We start from the raw sequence: 23,606 nt of genomic DNA on the forward strand, positions 1-23,606 counted from the left end.
GGGCGTCACCAGCCCGTCACCCTGAGCAAAGCCGGGAAACTCTGCCTAAGGGCGGTAGAGCTCTGGGGTGCGGATCAACACCAACCGGGCTCCGGTCGCGGCTGGATGAAAGTTCAGTGGCAGGTCAGCGGATCAGACGACGGACCTACCGATCCCGCGAAGAAGCCAGGCAGGATGTGTTCGACTACATCGAGATGTTCTACAATCCGAAGCGCAAGCACGCCCGGAACGGAATGCTGTCGCCCGTCGACTTTGAACGGCAGCAGAAACTGAGACACGAAGGCGTCTAAGAAACACGGGGCTATTCAGTATGGCGGCTGCATCCGTTCGGCGGGCGAACCTGCGGGGCCGGTTCCCAATGAAATTTGGCGTCGGTTCCAAATTGAGAAAAGGGTTTTCAATCGGGTGCGCCGCTTGCACCGGCGCGAAAAAAACGGTGGTGGAAAGCCTGACGAAGTCAGTCCTAAAGGAAATGCGCGGGGTCTAGGCGAATTTCACGCCGTTCAGCTATTCCAACGTGCCTTAGGGCGCGAGCGGCCATGCGGAGCTGCGCACCGATCCGACGGGCGCGAAAGCCAGAGGCCTGTTTGGTTATCGGCGTTGGTTTTCCTGAGTCTATCTGAGAGACGGTATTAAAAGGATTTGTAATGCCGTAGTCCGCCGCGCGGTCTAGCTGCACGCCGCAAGTCGGCTCGAGTTGAAAGCTTTTCAATTCATAGGCTTTGCAGATCAGCGCATCAGCGAGGGCGACCTCTTTGGACGCCCGCGCGAGAAGTTTTCGCGCCCCAGAAGGCGAAATTACGTAAGCAGCAGCGCCGCTCCTGTGTTGATAGAGGCGGAGTAGTTGGTGGTTGGACCCGATCGCGCGCCCAATCTTACTAACGATCTTCTTGCGCGTCCGTACCTCAAGGGTCACATGCTCAATGCCTTCGATCTCGTCAATAGCATTTAGGACACTGGGCGTCTGATAGGAAAGAAGCGCATCGTCTTCTAGTATGAGGGTGCTTTTATCCTGTGCTGCGGAAAATTTCCACGCTTCCACATGGCTTAAAAAGCATGCTTTCTCAGTGTCTTTGAGAGGGCGCTCCCAGCTTGACCATTCAAAAGAACTCTCATAATTAATTACCATTTCTGGCGTGAATGCATCGATCCTCTGAAAAGGTATTTTCAGCCTGTTCAGCTGATCGGCCATAAATGACATGCGCGCGGTCGCAGTGCTCAAATTAATTACCAGGCAGTACATAGGCGTAAGCATGCTCCGAGCGTTTGGTCTGGTTTGCTGTTAGCTCAATCTCGCCCTTTTGTCCATTGGGATGCCGGTTCAAATCGAAGACCTGATTGAAACGCTTCAGGACCCAACCTTTAGCGTATATAAGTTAACTCGATCGCGCCATCTTATTGTTTTTGTTGGCAAGGGACCATAGGTCTTCGTAAACGATATTTATCGCATCCACTTCGGAAGTTACGCTAAATTTTCGCACGGCCCTTTTTCTGGCGGCTATCGATTTTTGATGGTATAAGTCTTTGTCTTTGAGAATTCTCACTAGAGCCTCTGCTGCAAGTTCGGCGCCCTCTATTGGTACAACCGCGCCACATGAGCCGGTGTCTGTATCATTTTCTCCCACGAACTCTTTGAAGTAGCCGGTCTCACTCAAAATCACTGGAAGTCCGGTAGCCATGGCTTCCAGAGGCGTCATCCCATATCCTTCATAACGGGGGAGTGCCACGAGCGCTCGGCATCCCTGCAATATCTGCTGCAATTTGTCAGGGTCGACTTCTCCCAAAAAAACAATCCGGTTTGAAAGCCCAGCTGCTTCAGCACGTTTCTTTATTTTTTCCTGGAATTTTTGGTGTTCGGGTCTCGCCGTTCCGACGACAATAGCGCAAGCTCCCGGCAGGTCCGGAAGCGCAGTAATCATAGCGTCGATAAAAAGGTCCGTGCCTTTCTCCGGACGCACGCGCCCCACCGTTATGATCCCATATTCCCCGGGAAGTTGCAGTTCTTTCCACTTGCGCTTATAGCTTTCTTCTTGGGCGGGGAAGAAGTGCTCCGTATCCACTCCATGAGGCACTACTGCAACCACATTAGGCACATATTTGGCGGCCTCTTCAGTTGTTGCAATTACCGCATCCATTCGTGAAATTAGCCAGCGTGGCCAAGCTGAATGGCGACGTTGTGCGGCTGAGGTGAAAACAATTCTTATTGGCAGGCGCAGGACATCTCGGGCCAATATAGCAAGTTGCATTTCAATGTTTCGCCGTGTGTGCCAAATTGAAAATTTACGTCCGGCAGGAGGCTCGCGACATTCCCGGAGAGCGCGGAAAAAACCAATCGGTTTTGCGCATTTCGGCAATGCGTAACCAACAAGCGCTACATTCAGTAAATTTTGCTGCTGCCGTAACACCGCTGCCGCAGTTGAAGATACGCCTGTGAACCTTTTTTTGAAGTTCGTGACATATAGGCTAGCTGTCGTTTTTTTCATTTGGGCGCCCTGACATCAACACCGATACGTAAGCAGCTTGTGTGAGTGAGCTAATATTGGCAGGTGCCACACGGGCTTGGGTAGTACTTATTGCCAAATACGCTCTGTCTTCCTGCTTGACTAATCGAAGCTACTTTCCGCAGTTTTCAAGCACATCAATTACGGCGTGGTGGATGTGCCAGATTTTTCATCGCATTATCAAGGGGCGGTGCCCGCTCGATATCTTCTGAGATTTCGTTACAGAGCTTTCATCTTCCAGGTCGCAGGATTTCACTGACTTAGATCAGTCGGAAATTTGATCTCGAAAATCTCGGTAGAGCGACTTTGCCTGACGGTCTGCGCAGGCGCCGTTAAGTGCCTCTCCCTTTGATTTCATGGACTTGCGCTTCCTATTTCGATGTCTGCAGCTTCGAAAATTAGGGAGGTATCAGATGAATGTCGAGAGGCTGTCTCTGAAAATTGCCAAGCCTGCGCTTCACTAGTGGCTTGGTTGTAGTGTTTGCGCCGATCCTCCAGTTTTCCGCGGCATCCGCAAGGCTCATGAAGGTGCCAATGTTGCGCCATTGGGCCGAGCGACAGTGGCGACGGGCGTTTAAACACTCGGCCCGCAGCTTGCTGTTGAAGGTCTCGATGAAGCCGTTGTCGGTTGGCTTTCCGGGCCGTGAGAAGCCCAAGGTGACCTGCCTCGCATGAGCGCAGAGATCGAGGTCGCGGCAGATGAACTCACGGCCCTCATCGACCCATATCGTTCTCGGGTGGCCGAGCTTGCTACAAATCCGTTCAAGCGTATGAACGACATCTTCACCGCGATACCGAAACCGCACATCCCTCGCTGGACAGTAACGTGAATGACTGTCGACGATGGTCAGAAACCGCAGTTTCTTGGGTAACGCGAGCTGATCGTGAACGAACCGAAGGTCCGCGAAGCGAAATCCATCGCCCAAACACCATTCGCAGCGACGACTTCCTGGCGGTCATTGCGCAGGTTCGCTTTTACCCGCTTGCTCTGCCTCCGACACTCGCAACCCGGAGACGGTCAATCCTGACCATTCACGTCACGACGCGGCGAGGCCAAAATCGCGCGGGGAGATTGCGATATCGGCGATCGTGTAGGCGTCCAGCGTCGTCAGGAACGCTGCGCGCGCCTCGGCCAAGGGCGCGATCAGGCGGCATGCGGCGGTAATCGTGCAGTCGCCGCCGCTGCGCATACATTCCACGAGGTCGAAATCCGTCTCCATGTGGCGCACGATCGTCCCCACGCCGATCTCCTGCGCTGGCCGGGCAAGTCCCAACCCGCCGGAGCGTCCGCGTTGCGCCACCAGAAAATCCCCCCGGGTCAGCGCGTTGACGACTTTCATCATGGTGCTGCGTGGTGCGCGATAGGCCTCGACGAGTTGATCGATCGTGAAACGTCGGTCTTTCATCGAAGCGGCGTAGATCATCACCCGCAAGGCGAGGTCCGTGGTGTCGTTCAAGCGCATTCGCACTTCTCCTGATGCAGCCTCCTCAGCGACCCGTCTCGTACCACGAGACCGGACAGAATGTCGCACGGGAAAACATACCTGTGATTGGCATCTTAATGGCTGAGCAAATAGATGCGTCTTGTTGGTATGTTTTATAGCCTAGGAGACAGGAATGGCAAAGCCGCTCTCGGAAGAAACACTCGCGATCATTGAAGCTACTGCGCCGGTCGTGGCGGAACACGTCGATCAGATCGTGCCCGTGATGTATCGGCGGCTGCTGGCCGCTCCCGAAATTCGCGCGCTCTTCAACATGTCGCATCAGCATGGCAACTCGCCGCAGCACAAGGCGCTCGCGGGCGCCCTGGTGGCCTATGCGACCCATATCCGGAACCCCGGCGTCCTCGCGGACGCCTTGGAGCGGATCGCGCAAAAACACGTGGGCCTGCAGATTCTCCCCGAGCATTATCCGCATGTCGGCGAAGCATTGCTCGGGGCTGTCGCGGAGGTGTTGGGAGACGCCGCCACGCCTGCAATTCTGAACGCCTGGGGCGAAGCCTACTGGTTCCTCGCCGATACGCTGATCGCCCGCGAGGAACAGATTTACGCCGGTGCGGAAGAGCAGGACGGCGGCTGGCGTGGCTGGCGGCGCTTCAGGGTTGGTGCGAAAGAGAAGGAAACCTCCGAGATCGCGTCCTTCACGCTCTATCCGGTTGACGGCATGCCGGTTCTCAAGCATCGCCCCGGCCAGTATCTGAGCTTCCGCTTCACCCCTGCGGAGGGCGAGGAATATCGTCGCAACTACTCGATCTCCTCGGCGCCGGATGGCCAGTCCTACCGGATTACGGTCAAGCGCGAACCCGGCGGGCGGATCTCCAACTGGCTGCACGACACGGTCGAGGTCGGCGACGAATTCGACGTGGCCGCGCCCGCCGGCGAATTCTTCCTCGATCCGAAGGGCAAGCAGGAAATCGTGCTTCTGTCGGGCGGGGTGGGTCTCACGCCCATGATCTCGATGCTCGAGAGCTACGGCGGCGGCGATCTGCGGATGGTCTATGTCCACGCCACCCGGAATGGTCAAACCCATGCGCTCAGCAATACGCCCCGTACAAAGGCACATGAGACCCATGTCTTCTACGAGGCGCCGGAAGAGACTGATGTTGCGAACGGTGTGCATTCCGGACGTGTCGATCCCAGCTGGCTGGTCCAGATCAGCGATGCAGAAAAGGCCGACTATTTCATCTGCGGCCCAACCGGGTTCATGCAGGAGATGGTCAAGGGCCTGAAGGCCGCCAATGTGCCGGACGCTCGGATCCACTACGAGTTCTTTGGCCCCGCAGCCGCCCAGATCGGCTGACAACGCGGCCCGGCGCTCTGAAGAACGAGCGTCGGGCACGCGCCCCGTGGTTCCGGTTATCAATCGGAATGTCGGTCTCTGTCCGGCGTGATCGCGCTCACGATAATCGAAGTTTGGGCAGGGTTCTTCCGACCCTTTTCGCCCCGCGGAACGGCAATTACCTCACCCGTGTTCTCCTCCTGCCGGCCGATGGTCGGCGCAAGAAATGGAAGGAGACTACTATGACCTATAGCCTCAAATCGATCGCCCTCGTCGGCCTTCTCGCCTCTGCGGCTCCCGTCGCGGCCTTCGCCCAGGATAGCAACGCCGCTGCCGGCGTTTCGACTGACATGGGCGGCAGCGCTTCGGTTGCTGCGCAGGGTGCGGGCACCGATGTCGGCGCGAATGTGGATACGGGCGCCTCGGCGGATGCGGGCACGAGCTCCGGCATGGGCCAAGGCGGGTCGATCAAGACCTATGGTCAGCTCATCTCGAGCCTGAAGGCGAACGGTGCCGCCTCCACCGATCAGTTCTCCGATTATCAGGTCGGAACCGATGGTGAGGTGGAGATCGTCGCGCTCTCCGACCTGCAGGGCAAAGGCGCCGAGAATGGTTCCGCGGCTCTGAAGAACGCGACCGGGGCCGACGTGGACGCCGATTACAGCCAGCTGCCGGACGGCGTGTTCGACGGCACCGGCTACACCGCAGATGACGTCGAAACCGCGTTCATCGATACCGATGGCAACCTGGTCGTCGTGGTCAACGGCAACGCCTGATCGACCCTCACACCTAAATCCTCCCCGGAGCCCCTCGTCGCACGCGGCGGGGGGCTTTCTCATGTCGCGCTCGACCCGGGGGCAACTGCGGTCCATCGCATCAGCGGTGGAATAGATTGATGTCAGCGGCACGCTTACGCGGACGGCCAAAAGATGACGATTGCGGTGCGCCACGGCGGCAACGAAGGGTTTGCACCAATGGGCGGAGCGCTGCTATCGGGGACCGGACAATGCGCCGCCTCCATCCCGCAAAGGGGAGGGCGGTAACAAAGCGAAGCGAGGCCCCATCCAAGGAGCCTCGCAGCACGCATTCTCTCAGGACTGGAATACCTCCACCGTCAGAGGCCTGCCCCTATTCCGCGCCCTCGGCGGACAGCGGATCGGCCACGTTCTCCAGCGACTCCTGTTCTGCATCGATCCCGATGACCGCTTCGGTGACGGCCGCGACCGTCATCAGGGCACCGGCGAAGAGGTAGCCATAGAACACGTTCCAGGCGGAGCCCGTGTCGATCAGCGCGCCGAAGACCCAGGGCGAGACGATGCCGCCCGCGGCGGTGCCGATCGAGTAGAAGATCGCGATGGCGAGCGCCCGGGTCTCGAGCGGGAAGACCTCGCTCACGGTGAGATAGGCGGAACTCGCGGCCGCAGAGGCGAAGAAGAAGATCACCGACCAGAGCGCCGTGAGCGTGATCGCCGTGAGGTAGCCCTGCGCGAACATGTAGCCGGTGGCCATAAGGAGTGCGGCAGACAGGCCGTAGCTGAGCGAGATCATCACGCGGCGTCCGATCTTGTCGAACAGCCGCCCCAGAACGATCACGCCGAGGAAGTTGCCGATGGCGAAGGGCACGAGGTAAAGCCCGGTGTTCTTCGAGGGCACGTCGAAGAAGTTCGACAGAACCAGCGCATAGGTGAAGAAGATCGCGTTGTAGAGAAACGCCTGTGAGCTCATCAGGATGAGGCCGAGCAGCGCCCGTTTGCGGTGCGTCGAGAACATCGCCTTGACGATCTTCATCAGAGAGAAGGATTTCTGCGGCCGGATCTTGATCTTGTCGTCGTCCGGAACCTCCGAAAGCTCCTCGCCGGTTTGCTCGCTCGTGCGCTTCTCGATGTCGCTCACGACCTCCTCGGCCTCGTCCAACCGGTCATGCGTGGCGAGCCAGCGCGGGCTCTCCGGCAGATGGCGGCGCATGTAGAGGATGATGCCGCCGAGAACCGCGCCGATACCGAAGCCCAGACGCCAGCCGATATCGATCGGGAGGTAGTCCGGGTTGAGCAGCACGATCGTCGACAGCGCGCCGAGGGCCGCACCGAGCCAGTAGGAGCCGTTGACGCCAAGCGCGACCTGACCGCGCACCCTCGCCGGGATCATCTCGTCGATCGTGGAGTTGATCGCGGCATATTCGCCGCCGATGCCGAGGCCGGTGATAAACCGGAAGGCGACGAAGCTCCACAGGTTCCACGAAAAGGCGGTCAGCAGCGCACCGACGAGATAGACGGCGAGCGTGATGAAGAAGAACATCCTGCGCCCGAAACGGTCGGTGAGATAGCCGAACAGGAGCGCGCCAAGAACCGCGCCGGTGATGTAGAACGACGCGATCATCCCGATCTGCGAACTCGTGAAGCCTAGGCTTTCGGGTTCCTGAAGAACGCTGGAGACGGCCCCTTTCAGGGTGACTTCGAGGCCGTCGAGAATCCACGTGACGCCGAGCGCGACGATGATCGTCAGGTGAAATCGAGACCACGGCAAGCGGTCCATGCGGGCGGGAATGTCAGTTTGAACCGTTTTGCCGCTCTCGCCAGCCATGTCTGCCTCCTATTCCTATCGATCAAATCAGCTTCAAAACAACAAGATCTGATCCAGAATGTTCCTGCGAGCGTACGCGACCGGTGGCGCAAGCCGGGGCTCCGCTGCGGATATGGGAGGCTGCAGGGCGCCTCTCTCCTCGGGGGCGCGCATTGTGATGTGATTGAAATCGTAGACAAACCGTCGCGGGGCTGAGCGAGCGATCGCGCCGCGCTCGTCGGGCTCAAGCTTTTTTCGTCTCGTCGCGGCGGGTCGCCACGCACGCAGCGTTCGGGCTTTCCGGGCCAGCCTCTTCCCGAAGGCCCATAGTCGAACCGCGGCGCCGCGGCGTCAGCCGATCGTGTCGTGGTCGTCGGCGAGACATTCCGAATGGTCGCGCAGCACCTCGAGCACCCGGCACTCCGAGGTCGGCCCGCCCCGACATTCGCCGATCATCCGTTCCAGTTCGCGCTTGAGCGCCTCGAGCCGCGCGATCCGGGTCTCGACCTCTCGCAATTGCCGCCGCGCGATCGAATCTGCGGCCCCGCAATCGCGCGCAGGGTGGTCCGACAGGTCCAGCAATTCGCGGATCGCTTCGAGCGGGAAGCCCAGCTGGCGCGAGTGCCGGATGAAGGCGAGCCGGTCGAGATCGGAATCGCCGTAGCGCCGCTGGCCGCCCTCGGTCCGCCCGGGCTCGGGCATCAGGCCGATCTGCTCGTAGTAGCGGATCGTCTGCACCTTGGTTCCGGTGCGGCGGGCCAATGTTCCGATCGTATGCATGCTGCACCTCCCTTCACGGTTACGTGAGTGCGGATTTCCCCCTTGAACCTATAGTTGCTGTAGCTCCTATCTTCCCCTCTGTCGAGAAAACCACGCGAGAGGACAGCAGATGACCGAGACAGCAGACCTTCAGGAATGGCGCGTGACGGGCATGGATTGCGGCGCCTGCGCGGCGAAGGTGCGCGGCGCGGTCGAGGCTCTGCCTGGTGTCGACGGGGTCGAGGTGACGCTGATGAACGAGCGTCTGCGGCTGCGGCTCGATACGGCGACCACCTCGCGCGAAAGCGTGGAGAAGGCGATCCGCCGCCTCGGCTACGGCGTCTCGGCCAAGGGGGCTGCGCCGGAAAAGCCCAAGGGCGGCTTCGTTCTTCCCGAGGGCGCCCTTCCGGCGGCGGGCGAGACGGATGAGACACCTGCGGTCGAGAGCGCGCCAACGCCGCCCGCCGATCCCGCGTGGTATGCGACCCCGAAGGGGCGCTACTTGATCGTGACCGGGCTTCTGCTGGCCGCGGCTTGGGTGGTGGAGCTGCTGGTCGGCGGCCCGATCGCGCATTGGGTCTTCGTGCTCGTCACCGTGATCGCCGTTGCCCCCGTGGCGCGGCGCGCCGCCCTGATGGCGCGGGCGCGGATGCCCTTCACCATCGAAATGCTGATGAGCATCGCCGCGATCGGCGCGCTCTTCGTCGGTGCGGCTGAGGAAGCCGCGCTCGTCGTCTTCCTGTTCGCGGTGGGCGAGATGCTCGAGGGGCTTGCGGCGTCGCGCGCCCGCGGCTCGATCCGGGCGCTGGCCGATCTTGTGCCGAAGACCGCGCGGCTGGCCACGGGTGAGCGCATCCGCGAAGTTCCGGCCGACAGCCTCGCCATCGGACAGATCGTGCAGGCCCGTCCGGGCGATCGCATCCCGGCGGATGGCACAATCGTCTCCGGCAGTTCGGGGGTCGATGAAAGCCCTGTGACCGGCGAGAGCGTGCCGGTCCTGAAAGAGCCCGGCGATGCTGTCTTCGCGGGCGCGATCAACACCGAAGGCGAGCTGCGCATCCGTGTCGAGAAAGCCGCCGAGGACAACACCATCTCGCGCATCCTGCACCTCGTCGAGGAGGCCGAGAGCGCGCGCGCCCCGGTGGAGCGGTTCATCGACCGGTTCAGCCGCGTCTACATGCCCGCGGTGGTGGGCGTGGCGCTTCTGGCCGCGATCGTGCCGCCGCTGGCTTTCGGCGCGCCCTGGGAGACGTGGATCTATCGCGGCCTCGCGCTCTTGCTGATCGGCTGCCCCTGCGCGCTGGTGATCTCGGTTCCCGCCGCGGTCGCCGCCGGGCTCTCGACCGGGGCGCGCCGCGGGTTGTTGATGAAGGGCGGCGCGGTAATGGAGACGGCGGCCAAAACCAGCCTCGTCGCCTTTGACAAGACCGGTACGCTGACCGAGGGTCGGCCGCAGATCACCGATCTTCTGCCGCTCGACGGGACCGAGGCTGAGCTTCTCGCCACCGCCGCGGCGGTCGAGACCGGCAGCAGTCACCCGCTCGCACAGGCGGTTCTCGCCCGGGCAGAGGCGCGCGGGATCGCGGTGCCACAGGCCACCGCAGCCACGGCGATCCCGGGCCGTGGTGCGCGCGCCGAGATCGACGGCGCGGTCTGGAATGTCGGGGCGCCGCGGCTGGCGACCGAAACAGGCGTGCTCAGCGCCTCCGACAGCGCCACCGTCCACCGGCTGGAAAGCGCGGGCAAGACCGTCGTCGCCGTCTTCACGCCCGAGCGCCTTCTGGGCCTCATCGCGCTGCGCGATGAGCCGCGCGCCGATGCGGCGGAGGCGGTCTCCACCCTCAAGCGCATGCGGGTATCCTCGGTCATGCTGACGGGCGACAATCCGGTGACGGCCCGCGCGATTGCCGACGGGTTGGGCATCGAAGCCCGTGCCGGGCTGCTGCCCGAGGACAAAGTGACGGCAGTGCGCGATCTGGCGCGGGATGCGCATGTGATGATGGTGGGCGACGGCATCAACGACGCCCCGGCGCTCGCCAGCGCCCATATCGGCATCGCGATGGGATCGGGCACCCATGTCGCCCTCGAGACCGCGGACGGAGCGCTGCTGCGCGACCGGGTCACCGATGTCGTCGAGCAGATCCGTCTGGCGCGCGCGACGATGGCTAACATCCGTCAGAACGTCGCCATCGCGCTCGGGCTGAAGGGGGTGTTTCTGGTGACGACGCTCCTCGGTCTCACCGGTCTCTGGATCGCGGTGATGGCCGATACCGGGGCGACCGTGCTGGTCACGATGAACGCGCTGCGCCTGCTGCGGTTCAAGGCGGAGGCGAATGACATCTGACGCTGGGCTTAAACCAAGGCGACGCCTGCGAAATATTCATGCAGGTGCAGCAGCGCCATATAGGCCACGAGGCCAAGCGCTGCACGCCCGAGATCGGCCAGCGTAAGCCCCGCGAAGGGGGGCGCCGCTCTCGTCCGGCGCAGCGTCTCCGCCCAGACCTCCGGACCCCTCTCCCGGCGGCGTTTGCGGTCGATCAGGCGCATTCCGAGCAGGGCGAAGCCGCCGAGCGCACCGAACAGCAGGACATGCGCCAGATCGCCGTTCGGCGGCAGGTGCAGCCCGGCCCAGCTCGCGAGGCCCAGCAGCATCGGGTGGCGCGTGAGCCGCACGAGGCCGGGACGCTCGGGGTCGAAGCTTTTGCGGCGGCTGCCGCCGAAGGAGAACGGGTTGGCATGGCCAAGCGCGACGGCGAACCACATGCAGACCAGCGCCATCCCGATCTTAGTTGCCTCCATCGCCCAAAGAGTGGTGGGCCAAAGGTAAATCGGGTCCGGCCATGCGGCGGCGCGGATCAGGATCAGCAGCATTGCCGTCGACAGCAGCGAATAGCCCAGCCCGAAGCCTGCGTGTCCGAAGGCCGCCACCAGCCGCGCCCTAACCGTCGGGCGTGTCGGGATCGAATGGGTCGCGAGGAACGCCGCGAACACTCCGCCATAAGCCAGCCACATCATTGCGCCCTCCGTCTGGGTTGCCACAGCACCGGAGCATAGAGGATCGCGAAGCCGAGGAAAGCACCGCACCACGCCACGCCGGAGACCGAATAAAGCGCGCTCAGGGCGAGCCAGCCCGCGAGGAGCCGCGCGATCATCGCGACGAAGAGGGCTGCATAGACCGCGACGGTGCCGGTGCCGGCCTCCAGCGGGCGACCGGTATGGCCGAGCGAGGCGCGGCTCATCACCGCCAGCGTCATCCCGCCAAGCGCGCCCGCCGTCCACAGGTGCATCGCGGTCGCGGGGGCGAGGGCGGCGGGAAGCAGGATCGCGAACCCAAGCGCCAGCGCGCCGAGCGGCAGGCAGGCATAGGCCAGATGGAGAACGAAAAGGATCGGCGCGCGCAGCGTCAGCCCGCCTTTCCAGCGCCACAGCCGCGCGAGATGCAGCACGGCGGTCGCGAGCAGCAGCGCGGCGGTCAGCCGCGTCTCTGGCGAAATGACCCACGCGAGCAGTGCCGCGCCAGCGACCAGCATCGCGAGCTTGTCGAAGCGTTGCATCGGCGGGGCGGGTCGCGCCGGGTGGTTCTCCTTGACCAGCCAATTGCGCGTGAAGGAGGGGATGATCCGCCCCCCGATCAGCGCGACCATCATCAGCACCGCGGCAAGACCCAGCCGCATCCCGATGCCGTCGGCGGCATAACCGCCACGCGCGGCTTCGATCAGGAACAGAAGGTCGGCGAGGGTGAAAACGCCGAGCAGCCACAACACAGGAAGGTTGCGCCAGTTCTTCCCTGCCAGGATCTCACGCAGCACGACGCCACCAAGCGCCAGCGGAAAGGCGAGATCGATGCACGCGACCAGCGCGAAAGGCAGATCCGCCGAGGCCAGCAACCCTAGCCGCCCGAGCGCCCAGAGCGTGACGAGGCCAAGCAGCGGCCAGCCCACGACAGGCAGTCGTCCGGTCCAGTTCGGCACCGCCGTCAGCAGAAAGCCCGCGATCGCCGCGCCGAGATAGCCGAAGAGGAAGGCATGGGCGTGCCAACTGACCGGGTCGAGCCGCGTCGGCAACGCGATCAGCCCGGTGAGTGCCGGCACCCAAAGCGCCATCGCCAGAGCGGCCCAGACGGCGCCGAAGAAGAAGAACGGGCGAAAACCGCCCGACAGCAGCGCCGGGCCTTGCCAGCGGCGCATCTGCTCTGCGGAAGACATGGCCATGATCGGCTCCTTTCAGTTTTCGGCGGCGTCCATCAGCCGCCGGATGTGACATGCGAAGGCGTAGGTCGCAGGCACGGCGACCACCGCGCCCAGCCCCAGCGAGACGACCGGAGTCGCGACCGGCAGCCCGACCCACGACCCGATCAGCGAGGCGAAGAACACGTTAACCGCGAAAGCGCCCCAGCCGAACGGGTAGAGCAGCAGCGCGATCCGGGCAGGGGACCAGCGCGCACTCATCGCCGGGCGACCACCCGCGCCACCACCGCCAGTGCCGCGACGAGCGCGAGCGCCGCCAGCGCGAACCAGAACTCGGCGGTGGCCGATTGCGCCTGCGGGATCGGGCGATCGAAGCTTGCCGCCTGTGCGGTGAGCGGGGCGAGGGCGAGAAGAAGGGTCAGTTTGCGCATGTCAGGTCTCCTGTGTGAGCGAGCGGTAAATGTCGGGCAGGGCGCGCAGCAGCCGTTCGGGCCGGGGCAGCAGGGTGAAGCCGCCGCGCCCGAAGATCCGTGCGAACCAGTCCTGCCCGTCCTCGTCGATGATGACGCCGTGCAGGCTCTGGCCCGCGCGGCGGGCCTCGCGCACGGCCATGTGGCTGTCCTCGATGCCGTGCTGGCCCTCGTAATGGTCGAAGTCGTTGGGCTTGCCGTCGGTCAGCACGATGAGCAGCTTGCGGCTCGCGCTTTCCTGCGCGAGCTGTGCCGAGACGTGACGGATCGCGGTCCCGAGGCGCGTGTAATGGCCCGGGCGCAGCGCCGCGATGTTGGCGTGGATCGGCGGGGCCATCTGGGCGTCGAAGCCTTTCACCCGCGTCAGGAACACCCGGTCGCGGCGGAGCGACGAGAAACCCCAGATCGCGAAACGGTCGCCCGCCGCGTCCAGCCCCTCGGCCAGCGCGGACATCGCCTCGCGCGCTATGTCGATCACGCAGCTTTCGCCGATCGCGGCCTCGGTGGAGCGCGAGGTGTCGATCAGGAAGGCCACGGCGAGGTCGCGCTCGACCTTGCGCAGGCTTTGCCAGATCCGGTCGCTGCCCCGCCCGGTCGCGGCGAGATCGGCGCGGCTGGCGATGACGGCGTCGAGGTCCAGCTCGGTCCCGTCGATCTGGCGCGGGCGCAGGATGCGGCGCGGTTGCAGCGCCTCGAACTGACGGCGCACGGCGCGGATATAGCGCGGATCGGCGCGGAAGGTTTGCGCGGCTTCGGGCCGCGCGGGCGCGTCGAGCACCCGGCAGTGACCCTCCATGTAGGCGCGGCTGCGGTGGTTCCATTCGGGATAGACATGCTCGCCCGCCAGCGCCTCGTGCTCCGCCTCGGCGGGCGAGAGGTCGAGATGCAGCCGCAGCCGCGTCGCGGCCTTGCGATCATGCCGCGTCAGGGTGATCTGGTCCTGATCCTCGGCGGCCTTGGCGGCGTTGTCCTCGTCATCGTCGTCGACCGAGCGATTGACGTTAAGCGCCTCGACCCAGGACAGGATCGACTCGAAGCGGTGGATGATGAAGCTGTCGCGGCGGCGCGCCTGATCGAGATCGCGGCGCTCGCCATGCTTGCGCTGCGTGCTGGCCATCGCGGTCGGGGCAGAGGCGGGCGCGTCGGCCTCTTCCGAGGCGGCGCTGCGGCCTGCGGTGTTTGGAGAGAAGCGCAGCCAGATCGGCACCGGAGCAAGCGGCATGTAACCGCGTGCGCCCCCCGCCGTCTCGGGCAGCGGGGCGGGGGTGCCATCGGCGGAAAGCTGGTCGCAGAGCGCGGCCTCCAGCGCGGCCTCGGCCGCCGGGCGCGACAATCTGCGGCGACGTGCGAGGGTGAGCGCCGCCATCTCGTGGTAGGGCGCGCGCAGCCCGATGCAGCGGCGATAGGCCAGATCGCAGGCTCGCGCATTGGCACGGATCTGCGCGCAATCCATCGCCGGGCCGTCGGTCTCGTCGGGCAGATCGGGCATCGCGTCGCGGCTGAGCGCAGCCAGTGCGGTCAGCCAGAAATAGGCCGCGCGGTTGAGATCAGATCGGGGGAAGACATCAATCACCGGCGGCAGGCGCAGCCGCGCGCCGTCGAAGCGGGCGATGCGCTCGGTCTCGCGCCCGGCGCCAAGGCGACGCCGGACGGGTTGGCGGTGACGGACCGGGGTGGCCGGGGCCTCGACGATTTCGACATCCGCACCGCCGCCAAGCGCGCGCAGCAGCAGCGCGAGCGAGGGGCGCAACGCGGCCAGCTCGACCGCGGCGTCGGGATGGCGATCGTCCCGACCGATATCCTTGGCCAGATCGTGCCAGATTTCGCCTACGGTTTCCTCGGGCTCCATCAGGTCCATCAGTTTCATGGCGTGCTCCTCAGCCGTAGATCGTGGCGATCAGGTCGCGCAGCGCCTGCTGCACGTCCGCCTCGTCGCTGAGCGCCTGGACCACGGCGGTCTCCAGCGCCTCCTCGATCGCGATGCCCGCGCCGATCAGCCGCGCGGCATAGACCAGAAGCCGGGTCGAGACGCCTTCCTCCAGATCCATGCCCGAGAGCTTGCGGATATGCCCGGCGAGGCGCACCAGCGGCACCACCTGCGCCACCGGCAGGCCGGTCTCGGCGGTGATCACGCGGGTTTCCGCATCGGGTTCGGGGAAGTCGAAGGCGATCGAGAGGAACCGCTGCCGGGTCGAGGGTTTGAGCCGCTTGAGCACGCTCTGATAGCCCGGGTTGTAGGAGGCCACGAGCATGAAGCCCTCCGGCGCGTCCAGCTCCTCGCCGATGCGGTCGATGATCAGGCGACGCCGCGAGTCGGTGAGCGGGTGCAGCACCACGGTGACGTCCTTGCGCGCCTCCACCACCTCGTCGAGATAGCAGATCGCCCCTTCGCGTACCGCCCGGGTGAGCGGCCCGTCGACCCATTCGGTCTCGCCGCCCTTCAGCAGATAGCGCCCGATCAGGTCCGCCGCCGAAAGGTCGTCATGGCAGGCGACGGTGTAGACCGGCTTGTTCAGCCGCGCCGCCATATGCTCCACGAAGCGGGTTTTGCCGCAGCCGGTCGGCCCCTTCAGAAGAAGGGGCAAACCGTTGTCATGCGCGCGCTCGAACAGGGCACATTCGCGGCCGGTGGGGTGGTAGTAGGGGATGCGGTCGTTGGTCATGTCGAGGGACATCGTCATTCTCCTGCCACGGGGGTTGCGGGACCGGGGGCGATGACTTCACGCCGGCGCACCACGACGAGCGAGTAGATGAACAGAAGCGCCCCCAGCACGACCGCCGCCCCCGCGCCGAAGCGCATCAGGTAGAAGATCGACAGGCTGTCCTGCACATCCATGTAGTAGTCGCCCACGACCCGCTGCATGTGGGTCTGGATCGTGCCTGCGAAGGTCAGAACGAAGGTCATGAAGGCCATGCCGCCGGTCATCAGCCAGAACGCGCCCATGTTGAGGACCTGGTTGTAGGGATCGCGCCCGCGCAGCATCGGCATCGCGTAGGTGAAGACCGCGAGATTGAGCGCGACATAAGCCCCGTAGAAGGCGAGGTGCCCGTGCGCCGCGGTGATCTGCGTGCCGTGGGAGTAGAAGTTCACCCCGTGCAGCGTGTGCAGGAAGCCCCAGACGCCCGCGCCGAAGAAGGCCACGGTCGACGACCCCAGCGACCACAGGAGCGCTGCCTTGTTGGGGTGGTTCTTGCGGCCCTTCCAGACCATCACGAAGGCGAAGGACATCATCAGGAAGAACGGGATCACCTCGAAGGTCGAGAAGATCGAGCCCACCCACTGCCAGTAACCCGGCGTGCCGATCCAGTAGAAGTGGTGCCCGGTGCCGAGGATGCCGGAGAACAGCGCGGTCGCGACGATGACATAAAGCCATTTCTCGACTACCTCGCGGTCCACGCCCGTCAGCTTGAGCATCAGGAAGCCGAGGATCGCGGCCATCACCAGTTCCCAGGTCGCCTCGACCCAGAGGTGCACGACCATCCACCAGTACATCTTGTCGAGCGACAGGTTGTCGGGGTTGATGAAGGCGAAGATCCACAGCAGCGACAGCAGCCAAAGGCCCATCAGCAGGACGTTGGTGATCGCGGTCTTGCGACCCGCCAGCACCGTCAGCGAGATGTTGATCAGGAAGATCACCGCGGCGACGAGGATGCCGAACTTCACCCAGAGGGGCTGTTCGAGGAACTCGCGCCCGCCATGGATCCCGACGAGATAGGAGCCGACCGCGCCCAGCGTCCCGATCATCAGGATCGCGAGTTGCAGATAGGCGAGCTTGACCGAGAAGATCTCGCGCTCGCTTTCCTCGGGCACGAGGAAATAGGCCGCGCCGAAGAAACCCAGCAGCAGCCAGACGATCAGCGCATTGGTGTGGATCATCCGGATCACGTTGAAGGGCAGGACTTCGGACAGCGTGTTGGGCGAAACGTAGATCCAGCCAGCCAGAAGGCCGCCCAGAACCTGCACGCCGAACAGCAGCATCGCGCAGTAGAAATAGGCTTTCGCCACGGATTGGGATTGGTATTTCATCGGTTTGTCTCCTCAGCCCGCATCATTGGGCGGCCAGCCCTGCGTGTCGGTGTGATCGGCCCAGCGGAGGAATTCCGCGAGTGCGCGCATGTCCTCTTCGTTGATGTCGAAATGCGGCATCTGGCGGCGGCCCTCGATGCCGGAAGGCTGCGCCGCGATCCAGGCGTCGAGCGTCTCGTAAGCGCCCTGCGGATCGTCGGCGACGCCCCAGCGGGTCATCACGTTGCCGACCTCGGGCGCGAAATAGGCACCTTCGCCATGCAGGGTGTGGCAGTTGATGCAGGAATTGCGTTCCCAGACGGCCTTGCCGCGCGCGACCTGTTCGGTCAGCGGGGCGGAGGCGGTTGAGTTGTTCACGATATAGAAGTGGCTCTGCGCGGTCAGTGCGATGAACACCAGCACGAAGAAAATGGATCCTCCGTAAAAGATGTTTCGCGCCCGCGACTTGGTCAGGATTTCAGCCATTGGGGCCTCCCTTGGGGTCAGTCGATGGCCCGAGGGATAGCGGCGTTCGCGACTGGGAAGTTTGCGCCAGCACAACGTTTGATGGGATTGCTGGGATTAACGTGGTCGGCAGAGAGGTCACGCCATGTCAAAACCCAGCTGGAAGAACCCGGATGTCACGCTTGACGCGCTGATGCGCGAATGGCCCGCGACGATCGAGGTGTTCATGCGTCACAAGATGCTCTGCGTCGGCTGTCTCGTGAACCCGTTCCACACGATCGACGATGCCTGCACCGAGTATCACCTCGATCTCGACGCGTTCATCGCCGAGCTGGGGGCGGCGATCGAGGCGGCTGCCTAGACGACTATCGGGGCAGCTACCGAGAGGGGGGCAGCTCCCCGCGGCAGATCAGCACCAGACGATGCGCATCGGTCACGGTGATCCGCTTGCGGCGGCTGGCGACCAGCCCCTGTTTTTCCCACGCGCTCATCAGCCGCGAGACCGTGTGCAGCGTCGTTCCGGTCATCTCCGAGAGATCCTGCCGGGTGATCGGGAAATCGATCTCGATTCCGGCCTCGACCTTGCGCCCGGTCTGATTGATCAGTCGTAGAAGCGAATTGGCGACCCGCTGCTCGACCTGTTGGGTGGCCATCTCGACGATGCGGTTGTTCATCTCGCCAAGACGCTGTCCGACGGTCTTGTAGGTCTCTGTCGCGAAGCCGTCATATTGCGCCACGAACTGATCCCAGAGCCGCATCGGCCAGCCCAGCACGATCGCCTCCGAAGCGGTGACTGAAGTGGCGGGGTAGGTGGTACGCCCGATCGCCTGCGCGATCCCGAAAAGCTGCCCCGAGGGGATATGCAGCGCGATCACCTGCTCGCCCGTGGGGGTGATCCGCATCACCCGGATATAGCCGTCGAGCAGCATGTAGAACCGTTCGGCCGGGGCGCCTTCCTCGAATACGGCCACGCCCTCGTCGAAGCGGCGTACGCTGGCGAGATCGAGAATCTCGCGAATTTGCCGTTTCTCCAGTCGGGAGAACGGGGGCATCGGCGTCAGCAGGCTCTCGTCGAGCCGCGGCATGGTCTTGCGGGGGGCAGGCGCGCTCATGCCTTCTCTAAACATACGGCCCCCGCCACGTCCAATACGAAAAGTCACACGCGCGCGAGCGGCGGGTGAAAAAATATCGCGATTTCGTGAAAAGCGCCGCGAAGTTTGCGCCAGAACAAAAAACGTCGGCGCGGACATCGCTAAACCAAGGGCAATCCAAGGATGCAAGGAAAGGACAAGAGATGATCCGCACCCTGATTTCCGCCCTCGCGATGACCGCCCTTCTGGGCGGGGCGGCAAGCGCCGAGACCTATGAAGTCCACATGCTCAACAAGGGCGAAAAGGGCGTGATGGTCTTCGAACCGGCCTTCGTGAAGGCCGCCCCCGGCGACACGATCCGCTTCGTTCCCACCGACAAGGGCCATAACGCCGAAACCATCGACGGCATGATCCCGGACGGGGCCGAGGGCTTCGCCGGCAAGGTCAACAAGGACGTCGAGGTCACGCTCGACACCGAAGGGCTCTATGCGGTGCGCTGCAAGCCGCACTACGCGATGGGCATGGTGATGCTGATCTCGGTGGGCGACGCCAAGGCACCCGAAGGGTTCCTCGAGGGCCGTGTGCCGAAGAAAGCCAAGGAACGCTTCGAAGCGGAATTGGGCGCGCTGTGAGCGCCCGCGGCAGGAAACGCGCGACAACTTCCTGCTACTTTTAACCATCGGAGGCTAAAATGCCTAAATTTATCAATCCAGCTCTCGTGAAAACCAATCGGCGCAATGTGCTGCGCGGGTCGCTTCTGGCAGGTGCCGCGGCGATGACCGCAGGGGCCGGGATGGCCGGAACCCCGTCCAAGCGCATGGCGCCCCATGTCGCGCCGCGCCCTGCCGCGCCGAAATTCATCCTCGCCGAAGCCGAGGCGCAGGTCGCCGCTCCGAAGGTGGACCTGTCGGGCTATACCCGCGTCCGCCAGGAGCTGGTCGCGCCGCCTTTTGCTCCCGCACACGAACAGGTCGCGACGGGTGGCCCGAAAATCGTCGAGATCCGGATGGAGACCAAGGAGGTTCTGCTGACGGTGGACGAGGATACCGGCGCGAGCATCTGGGCGCTGACCTATAACGGCTCGGTTCCCGGCCCGCTGATCATCGTGCACCAGGACGACTATGTCGAACTGACCCTCGCCAACCCCGCCGACTCGCAGATGGAGCACAATATCGACTTCCACGCCTCCTCGGGCGCGCTGGGCGGCGGTGGCCTGACCCATGTCTATCCCGGCGAGGAAACGGTGCTGCGCTTCAAGGCGACGCGGCCGGGCGTGTTCACCTATCACTGCGCGCCGGGCGGGGCGATGATCCCCTACCACGTCACCCACGGCATGAACGGCACGCTGATGGTGCTGCCGCGTGACGGGCTCAAGGATGCCGAGGGCAACCCGCTGCGCTACGACACGATCGCCTATATCGGCGAGCAGGACTTCTATCTGCCGATGGACGAGAACGGCGATTACAAGACCTACGAGGTCGCCGGCGAGGACTTCTCCGACAGCGTCGAGGCGATGCGCACGCTCACGCCGACCCACTCCGTGTTCAACGGTTCGGTCGGGGCTCTGACGGGCGAGAACGCGTTCAAGGCCAAGGTCGGCGACACGGTTCTGATGATCCACAATCAGGCGAACCGCGACACCCGTCCGCACCTGATCGGCGGTCATGGCGACTATGTCTGGGAGAACGGCAAATTCGCCAATCCCCCGCAGAAGGATCAGGAGACCTGGTTCATCCGCGGCGGCAGCGCGGGGGCGGCGATGTACACCTTCCTGCAGCCCGGCGTCTATGCCTACGTCAACCACAACCTGATCGAGGCGGCCCTGCTGGGCGCGACGGCCCACTTCGTGGTGGACGGTGCCTGGGACAACGCCCTGATGGAGCAGGTGATGCCGCCCCACGTGGTGGAAACCTGATCGAAGGAGACCGGAGATGATCGCCAAGCTCAGTTCGCGCGCACCACGTCTTTCCCTTCGTCAGGTGCTTGCGGCGGGTGCGGCGATCCTCGCCCTCGGGGCCGCGTGGGGTTTCCTGCGCGGCCCCGATCTCGATTACGTGCCTCAGATGGCCGAGCGGGCGGTGACGCTGCCCGACGGCCACGCGCTCTACGTTCAGAAATACGAGGTGACCGTCGCGGAGTGGAACCGTTGCCACGCGGACGGCGCCTGCGAGCTTGCCTTGCGCGCGCCGCACGGCAGTGCGCCGGAGGCCACCCCGGCGACCGGGCTGAGCCATGTCGACGTCGAGCAGTATCTCGGCTGGATCAACCGCAAGGCGCGTCACGAATTCCGGCTGCCGACGATCGCCGAGTGGCAGTTCATGGCCAAGGACGTGCTGCCAGAGAAGGAAGACCCGATCTTCACCGATCCTGACCTGACCTGGGCCTCGACCTACCTGACGAGCGGTCTCGCGCCGCGCAAGCTGTCGCCGCGGGGCAGCTTCTCGACCAGCGCCGAGGGGATCGTCGATCTCGACGGGTCGGTCTGGGAATGGACGCAGGACTGCTATGGCGGGGAGGGTGGCGGCCCGGTCGATCCGAAGCGCTGCGCGGCCTTTTTCGCGGGCGGCGAGCATGTCGCAGCTATCCCGTTTCTGGTGCGAGATCCGGCGCGGGGCGGCTGTGCCGTCGGAAGCCCGCCCGCGCATCTGGGCCTGCGCCTCGTCAGCGAGACCCGGATTTGATGCGCAAGGGCCTCGGCTGTCGGCCCCGCGCCATCGAGCCGTCACGAGCGCATCAGACCGTCCGCACCAGCCGCAGCGCGTCGTAGATTGCGGCGTGAGTGTTGCGCGCCGCGACCGCGTCGCCGATCCGGAAAAGCTGATAGGTGCCATCCGGGTTCCGCGCGACCCTCTGCGGTTCGCCCGCGATCAGAGCCTCGTAATCGACCTCGCCCTGATTGCTCGAGCCGTCGCGCAGATCGAAATAGATGTCGTCCAGCGGTCGGGTGCCGTGATTGACGACGACCTGATCGACATGCCGCTCGCGGGTGAAGTCGCCGTAATCGCTGCCGATGGTCGCGACCAGGCCGTTGCCCTCCTTCGCCACGCCCGTCAGCTTCCAGAGCACGGTGAAGGTCACGTCGCGGGCCTGCAATTCGCGCAAGGACGGGGTCAGGGACATCGCCATGACCTCGGAGGAGAAATTGCGGTCGCGCGTCATGACCTCGACCTTGGCACCGCTGGCGGCGAGGGTTTCGGCGGCCTGTAGCGCCGCGTAATCCCCGGCGTCGTCGTAGAGCAGCACATTGCTGCCGGGGCGGGCGTCGCCCGAGAGGATATCCCAGCTCGAGACGACAAGATCATCGCCTGCGGCCAGCACCTCGGTATGCGGCAGCCCGCCGGTCGCGATCACGACGACATCGGGCTGTTCTGCGCGGATGGTGTCCGCATCGGCATAGCTGTTGAAGCGGAAACTCACGCCAAGACGCTCGCATTCCGCGAAACGCCACTGGATCAGCTGGATCATCTCGTGGCGGCGCTTGGATTGCGCCGTGAGGCGTACTTGTCCGCCGGGATCGTTGGCGGCCTCGTGCACGATGACCTCATGGCCGCGTTCGGCGGCCACGCGCGCGGCCTCCAGTCCGGCCGGACCGGCGCCGACGATGACCACCCGGCGCGACGCGTCGGCCTTGGTAATCTCATGCGGCATTTCCAGTTCGCGCCCGGTCGATGGGTTGTGCAGGCACAGCGCCATGCCGCCCTGATAGATCCGGTCGAGGCAGTAATTCGCGCCCACGCAGGGCCGGATACGCTCTTCCTCGCCGCGCATGATCTTGGCGACGATATGGGGGTCGGCCATGTGGGCGCGGGTCATGCCGACCATGTCGAGTTTGCCCTCCGCGATGGCGTGCCGCGCGGTGGCGACATCCTGAATCTTGGCGGCGTGGAAGGTCGGGAACTGGGTGGCGGCGCGGATCTCTCCGGCGAAGTCGAGATGCGGCGCGCTGCGCATGCCCTGCACCGGTATCACGTCGGTCAGCCCCGCGTCGGTGTCGATATGGCCCTTCACCACGTTAAGGAAATCGACCATGCCGCTGTCTTTCAGCCGCCGCGAGATTTCCAACCCTTCTTCGCGGGTGATGCCGCCGGGCAGGTCCTCGTCGCCGGTGTAGCGCACGCCGACGATGAACTCGTCGCCCACCCGCGCGCGGATCGCCTTGAGCGTGTCGAAGGTAAAGCGCAGCCGGTTCTCCAGGCTGCCGCCGTAAGGCCCTTCCAGTTCGTTCGTCAGAGGCGACCAGAACTGATCCATCAGGTGGCCATAGGCTTGCAGCTCGATCCCGTCGAGCCCTGCCGCTTTCATGCGTTCGGCGGCGTCGGCATAGTCCTCGATGATGCGCGAGATGTCCCAATCCTCGGCCTTCTTCGGAAAGGCCTTGTGCGAGGCTTCGCGTTCGTGGCTGGGCGAGACGACCGGAAGCCAGTCTGCCTTGTCCCAGCGGGTGCGGCGTCCGAGATGGGTCAACTGGATCATCACGGCGCAGTCGTGCTCGTGGCAGGCATCCGTCAGCTCTTTCATCCAGCCGACGACCTCGTCTTTCCACGCGAGGACGTTGTTGAAGACCGGCGGGCTGTCGCGGGCGACGGAGGCAGAGCCCGCCGTCATCGTCAGCGCCACGCCCGCGCGGGCCCGCTCGACGTGATAGGCACGGTAACGCTCCTTCGGCATCCCGTCCTCGGGATAGGCGGGCTCGTGGCTCGTGATCATCAGGCGGTTCTTCAGCGTCAGATGCTTGAGCTGATAGGGTTGCAGAAGCGGATCACTGGACATGGGCGGACTCCTTGAGGTCG

General features: G+C 64.1%; 23 protein-coding genes and 1 pseudogene. 8 read left to right on the forward strand and 16 right to left on the reverse strand.

Annotation, left to right across the window (positions count from 1 at the left end):
* The coding region (locus B6V72_RS19340) for an IS3 family transposase (RefSeq protein ID WP_240497656.1) at window positions 1-290 on the forward strand (290 nt) is incomplete at its 5' end.
* Window positions 291-463: 173 nt separating this feature from the next.
* Here the strand turns inward: B6V72_RS19340 and B6V72_RS00010 are convergent.
* The 4 genes and pseudogenes from B6V72_RS00010 to B6V72_RS00025 form a co-directional block, all read right to left on the reverse strand.
* Entirely contained in the window at window positions 464-1,255 is a 792-nt protein-coding gene (locus B6V72_RS00010) for a glycosyltransferase family 25 protein (protein ID WP_346394060.1), read from the reverse strand.
* Window positions 1,256-1,376: 121 nt separating this feature from the next.
* Entirely contained in the window at window positions 1,377-2,483 is a 1,107-nt protein-coding gene (locus B6V72_RS00015; RefSeq protein WP_088734078.1) for a glycosyltransferase family 4 protein, read from the reverse strand.
* Between the two features lie 416 nt (window positions 2,484-2,899).
* Window positions 2,900-3,486: pseudogene (locus B6V72_RS00020) on the reverse strand (DDE-type integrase/transposase/recombinase); the annotation flags it as partial.
* A 52-nt stretch (window positions 3,487-3,538) separates the two neighbouring features.
* Entirely contained in the window at window positions 3,539-3,964 is a 426-nt protein-coding gene (locus B6V72_RS00025; protein ID WP_075777003.1) for an Rrf2 family transcriptional regulator, read from the reverse strand.
* Window positions 3,965-4,118: 154 nt separating this feature from the next.
* Here B6V72_RS00025 and hmpA point away from each other — a divergent pair, with 154 nt between their 5' ends.
* Complete coding sequence (gene hmpA, locus B6V72_RS00030; RefSeq protein ID WP_088734082.1) at window positions 4,119-5,300, forward strand: NO-inducible flavohemoprotein; 1,182 nt, start codon at window positions 4,119-4,121, stop codon at window positions 5,298-5,300.
* Window positions 5,301-5,521: 221 nt separating this feature from the next.
* The gene (locus tag B6V72_RS00035) at window positions 5,522-6,055 is read left to right on the forward strand and encodes a hypothetical protein (RefSeq protein ID WP_088734084.1); all 534 of its coding nucleotides are present in this window, start codon (window positions 5,522-5,524) and stop codon (window positions 6,053-6,055) included.
* Window positions 6,056-6,407: 352 nt separating this feature from the next.
* Here B6V72_RS00035 and B6V72_RS00040 read toward each other — a convergent pair whose 3' ends face one another.
* Together B6V72_RS00040 and B6V72_RS00045 are read right to left on the reverse strand one after the other, a co-directional pair.
* Window positions 6,408-7,859, reverse strand: a complete 1,452-nt coding sequence (locus B6V72_RS00040) for an MFS transporter (RefSeq protein WP_075777006.1) — start codon at window positions 7,857-7,859, stop codon at window positions 6,408-6,410.
* 330 nt (window positions 7,860-8,189) lie between these two features.
* Window positions 8,190-8,618: a helix-turn-helix domain-containing protein gene (locus B6V72_RS00045; protein WP_088724489.1), complete on the reverse strand. Its 429-nt coding sequence runs from the start codon at window positions 8,616-8,618 to the stop codon at window positions 8,190-8,192.
* Window positions 8,619-8,727: 109 nt separating this feature from the next.
* Here B6V72_RS00045 and B6V72_RS00050 point away from each other — a divergent pair, with 109 nt between their 5' ends.
* Window positions 8,728-10,941 carry a heavy metal translocating P-type ATPase gene (locus tag B6V72_RS00050; RefSeq protein WP_240497658.1) on the forward strand — a complete coding sequence of 738 codons (2,214 nt, stop codon included), beginning with the start codon at window positions 8,728-8,730 and terminating at the stop codon, window positions 10,939-10,941.
* Window positions 10,942-10,949: 8 nt separating this feature from the next.
* Here the strand turns inward: B6V72_RS00050 and B6V72_RS00055 are convergent, their stop codons facing one another.
* Genes B6V72_RS00055 through B6V72_RS00090 form a run of 8 tightly spaced genes read right to left on the reverse strand, consistent with a single transcriptional unit; the run spans window position 10,950 to window position 17,746 of the window.
* A complete protein-coding gene (locus B6V72_RS00055; RefSeq protein WP_088734087.1) occupies window positions 10,950-11,612 on the reverse strand; it encodes an NnrU family protein in 663 nt (220 codons plus the stop codon).
* Entirely contained in the window at window positions 11,609-12,808 is a 1,200-nt protein-coding gene (locus B6V72_RS00060) for an NnrS family protein (protein WP_088734089.1), read from the reverse strand. Before B6V72_RS00060 ends, B6V72_RS00055 begins: the two co-directional genes overlap by 4 nt.
* Window positions 12,809-12,820: 12 nt before the next feature.
* Complete coding sequence (locus B6V72_RS00065; protein WP_075777011.1) at window positions 12,821-13,045, reverse strand: NnrT protein; 225 nt, start codon at window positions 13,043-13,045, stop codon at window positions 12,821-12,823.
* Complete coding sequence (locus tag B6V72_RS00070) at window positions 13,042-13,215, reverse strand: protein NnrT (RefSeq protein ID WP_075777012.1); 174 nt, start codon at window positions 13,213-13,215, stop codon at window positions 13,042-13,044. The genes B6V72_RS00065 and B6V72_RS00070 overlap by 4 nt, the downstream gene beginning before the upstream one ends.
* 1 nt (window position 13,216) lies before the next feature.
* A complete protein-coding gene (locus B6V72_RS00075) occupies window positions 13,217-15,121 on the reverse strand; it encodes a VWA domain-containing protein (protein WP_088734091.1) in 1,905 nt (634 codons plus the stop codon).
* A gap of 10 nt (window positions 15,122-15,131) precedes the next feature.
* Window positions 15,132-15,929, reverse strand: coding sequence for a CbbQ/NirQ/NorQ/GpvN family protein (locus B6V72_RS00080; RefSeq protein WP_088734093.1), 798 nt, complete (start codon window positions 15,927-15,929; stop codon window positions 15,132-15,134).
* A 2-nt stretch (window positions 15,930-15,931) separates the two neighbouring features.
* The gene (locus tag B6V72_RS00085) at window positions 15,932-17,281 is read right to left on the reverse strand and encodes a cbb3-type cytochrome c oxidase subunit I (RefSeq protein ID WP_075777015.1); all 1,350 of its coding nucleotides are present in this window, start codon (window positions 17,279-17,281) and stop codon (window positions 15,932-15,934) included.
* Window positions 17,282-17,293: 12 nt separating this feature from the next.
* A complete protein-coding gene (locus tag B6V72_RS00090) occupies window positions 17,294-17,746 on the reverse strand; it encodes a cytochrome c (protein ID WP_075777016.1) in 453 nt (150 codons plus the stop codon).
* 124 nt (window positions 17,747-17,870) lie between these two features.
* On the opposite strand from B6V72_RS00090, the gene B6V72_RS00095 reads away from it, so the two are divergent.
* Entirely contained in the window at window positions 17,871-18,086 is a 216-nt protein-coding gene (locus tag B6V72_RS00095) for a DUF1858 domain-containing protein (protein WP_075777017.1), read from the forward strand.
* A 16-nt stretch (window positions 18,087-18,102) separates the two neighbouring features.
* Here B6V72_RS00095 and B6V72_RS00100 read toward each other — a convergent pair whose 3' ends face one another.
* On the reverse strand, window positions 18,103-18,810 hold the full coding sequence (locus tag B6V72_RS00100; RefSeq protein WP_075777077.1) for a Crp/Fnr family transcriptional regulator: 708 nt from the start codon (window positions 18,808-18,810) through the stop codon (window positions 18,103-18,105).
* 209 nt (window positions 18,811-19,019) lie between these two features.
* Between B6V72_RS00100 and B6V72_RS00105 the strand changes: the two genes are divergently transcribed.
* From B6V72_RS00105 to B6V72_RS00115, 3 genes are read left to right on the forward strand one after another with little or no spacing between them, the layout of a single operon-like run.
* Window positions 19,020-19,448 (forward strand): pseudoazurin, encoded by a 429-nt coding sequence (locus B6V72_RS00105; RefSeq protein WP_075777018.1) that lies wholly within the window; start codon window positions 19,020-19,022, stop codon window positions 19,446-19,448.
* A gap of 59 nt (window positions 19,449-19,507) precedes the next feature.
* Entirely contained in the window at window positions 19,508-20,731 is a 1,224-nt protein-coding gene (nirK, locus tag B6V72_RS00110) for a copper-containing nitrite reductase (protein ID WP_075777019.1), read from the forward strand.
* Between the two features lie 16 nt (window positions 20,732-20,747).
* The gene (locus B6V72_RS00115; protein WP_088726348.1) at window positions 20,748-21,497 is read left to right on the forward strand and encodes an SUMF1/EgtB/PvdO family nonheme iron enzyme; all 750 of its coding nucleotides are present in this window, start codon (window positions 20,748-20,750) and stop codon (window positions 21,495-21,497) included.
* Between the two features lie 52 nt (window positions 21,498-21,549).
* Here the strand turns inward: B6V72_RS00115 and B6V72_RS00120 are convergent, their stop codons facing one another.
* A complete protein-coding gene (locus B6V72_RS00120) occupies window positions 21,550-23,586 on the reverse strand; it encodes an NADH:flavin oxidoreductase (protein WP_088734095.1) in 2,037 nt (678 codons plus the stop codon).
* Window positions 23,587-23,606 lie beyond the last annotated feature (20 nt).

This window comes from Thioclava sp. F34-6 (genome assembly GCF_002213235.1).
GTDB classification, from domain to species: Bacteria; Pseudomonadota; Alphaproteobacteria; order Rhodobacterales; family Rhodobacteraceae; genus Thioclava; species Thioclava nitratireducens.

Excerpts from the sequence above, each read along its gene's own strand:
- B6V72_RS00040 (WP_075777006.1), bottom strand. The coding sequence starts at position 7,859 with ATGGCTGGCGAGAGCGGCAAAACGGTTCAAACTGACATTCCCGCCCGC.
- B6V72_RS00070 (WP_075777012.1), bottom strand. The coding sequence starts at position 13,215 with ATGCGCAAACTGACCCTTCTTCTCGCCCTCGCCCCGCTCACCGCACAG.
- B6V72_RS00035 (WP_088734084.1), top strand. The coding sequence starts at position 5,522 with ATGACCTATAGCCTCAAATCGATCGCCCTCGTCGGCCTTCTCGCCTCT.
- B6V72_RS00050 (WP_240497658.1), top strand. The coding sequence starts at position 8,728 with ATGACCGAGACAGCAGACCTTCAGGAATGGCGCGTGACGGGCATGGAT.
- B6V72_RS00105 (WP_075777018.1), top strand. The coding sequence starts at position 19,020 with ATGATCCGCACCCTGATTTCCGCCCTCGCGATGACCGCCCTTCTGGGC.
- B6V72_RS00100 (WP_075777077.1), bottom strand. The coding sequence starts at position 18,810 with ATGCCGCGGCTCGACGAGAGCCTGCTGACGCCGATGCCCCCGTTCTCC.
- hmpA (WP_088734082.1), top strand. The coding sequence starts at position 4,119 with ATGGCAAAGCCGCTCTCGGAAGAAACACTCGCGATCATTGAAGCTACT.
- B6V72_RS00085 (WP_075777015.1), bottom strand. The coding sequence starts at position 17,281 with ATGAAATACCAATCCCAATCCGTGGCGAAAGCCTATTTCTACTGCGCG.
- B6V72_RS00115 (WP_088726348.1), top strand. The coding sequence starts at position 20,748 with ATGATCGCCAAGCTCAGTTCGCGCGCACCACGTCTTTCCCTTCGTCAG.
- B6V72_RS00065 (WP_075777011.1), bottom strand. The coding sequence starts at position 13,045 with ATGAGTGCGCGCTGGTCCCCTGCCCGGATCGCGCTGCTGCTCTACCCG.
- B6V72_RS00080 (WP_088734093.1), bottom strand. The coding sequence starts at position 15,929 with ATGTCCCTCGACATGACCAACGACCGCATCCCCTACTACCACCCCACC.
- B6V72_RS00025 (WP_075777003.1), bottom strand. The coding sequence starts at position 3,964 with ATGCGCTTGAACGACACCACGGACCTCGCCTTGCGGGTGATGATCTAC.
- B6V72_RS00010 (WP_346394060.1), bottom strand. The coding sequence starts at position 1,255 with ATGCTTACGCCTATGTACTGCCTGGTAATTAATTTGAGCACTGCGACC.
- B6V72_RS00045 (WP_088724489.1), bottom strand. The coding sequence starts at position 8,618 with ATGCATACGATCGGAACATTGGCCCGCCGCACCGGAACCAAGGTGCAG.
- B6V72_RS00075 (WP_088734091.1), bottom strand. The coding sequence starts at position 15,121 with ATGAAACTGATGGACCTGATGGAGCCCGAGGAAACCGTAGGCGAAATC.
- nirK (WP_075777019.1), top strand. The coding sequence starts at position 19,508 with ATGCCTAAATTTATCAATCCAGCTCTCGTGAAAACCAATCGGCGCAAT.
- B6V72_RS00095 (WP_075777017.1), top strand. The coding sequence starts at position 17,871 with ATGTCAAAACCCAGCTGGAAGAACCCGGATGTCACGCTTGACGCGCTG.
- B6V72_RS00090 (WP_075777016.1), bottom strand. The coding sequence starts at position 17,746 with ATGGCTGAAATCCTGACCAAGTCGCGGGCGCGAAACATCTTTTACGGA.
- B6V72_RS00015 (WP_088734078.1), bottom strand. The coding sequence starts at position 2,483 with ATGAAAAAAACGACAGCTAGCCTATATGTCACGAACTTCAAAAAAAGG.
- B6V72_RS00055 (WP_088734087.1), bottom strand. The coding sequence starts at position 11,612 with ATGATGTGGCTGGCTTATGGCGGAGTGTTCGCGGCGTTCCTCGCGACC.
- B6V72_RS00120 (WP_088734095.1), bottom strand. The coding sequence starts at position 23,586 with ATGTCCAGTGATCCGCTTCTGCAACCCTATCAGCTCAAGCATCTGACG.
- B6V72_RS00060 (WP_088734089.1), bottom strand. The coding sequence starts at position 12,808 with ATGGCCATGTCTTCCGCAGAGCAGATGCGCCGCTGGCAAGGCCCGGCG.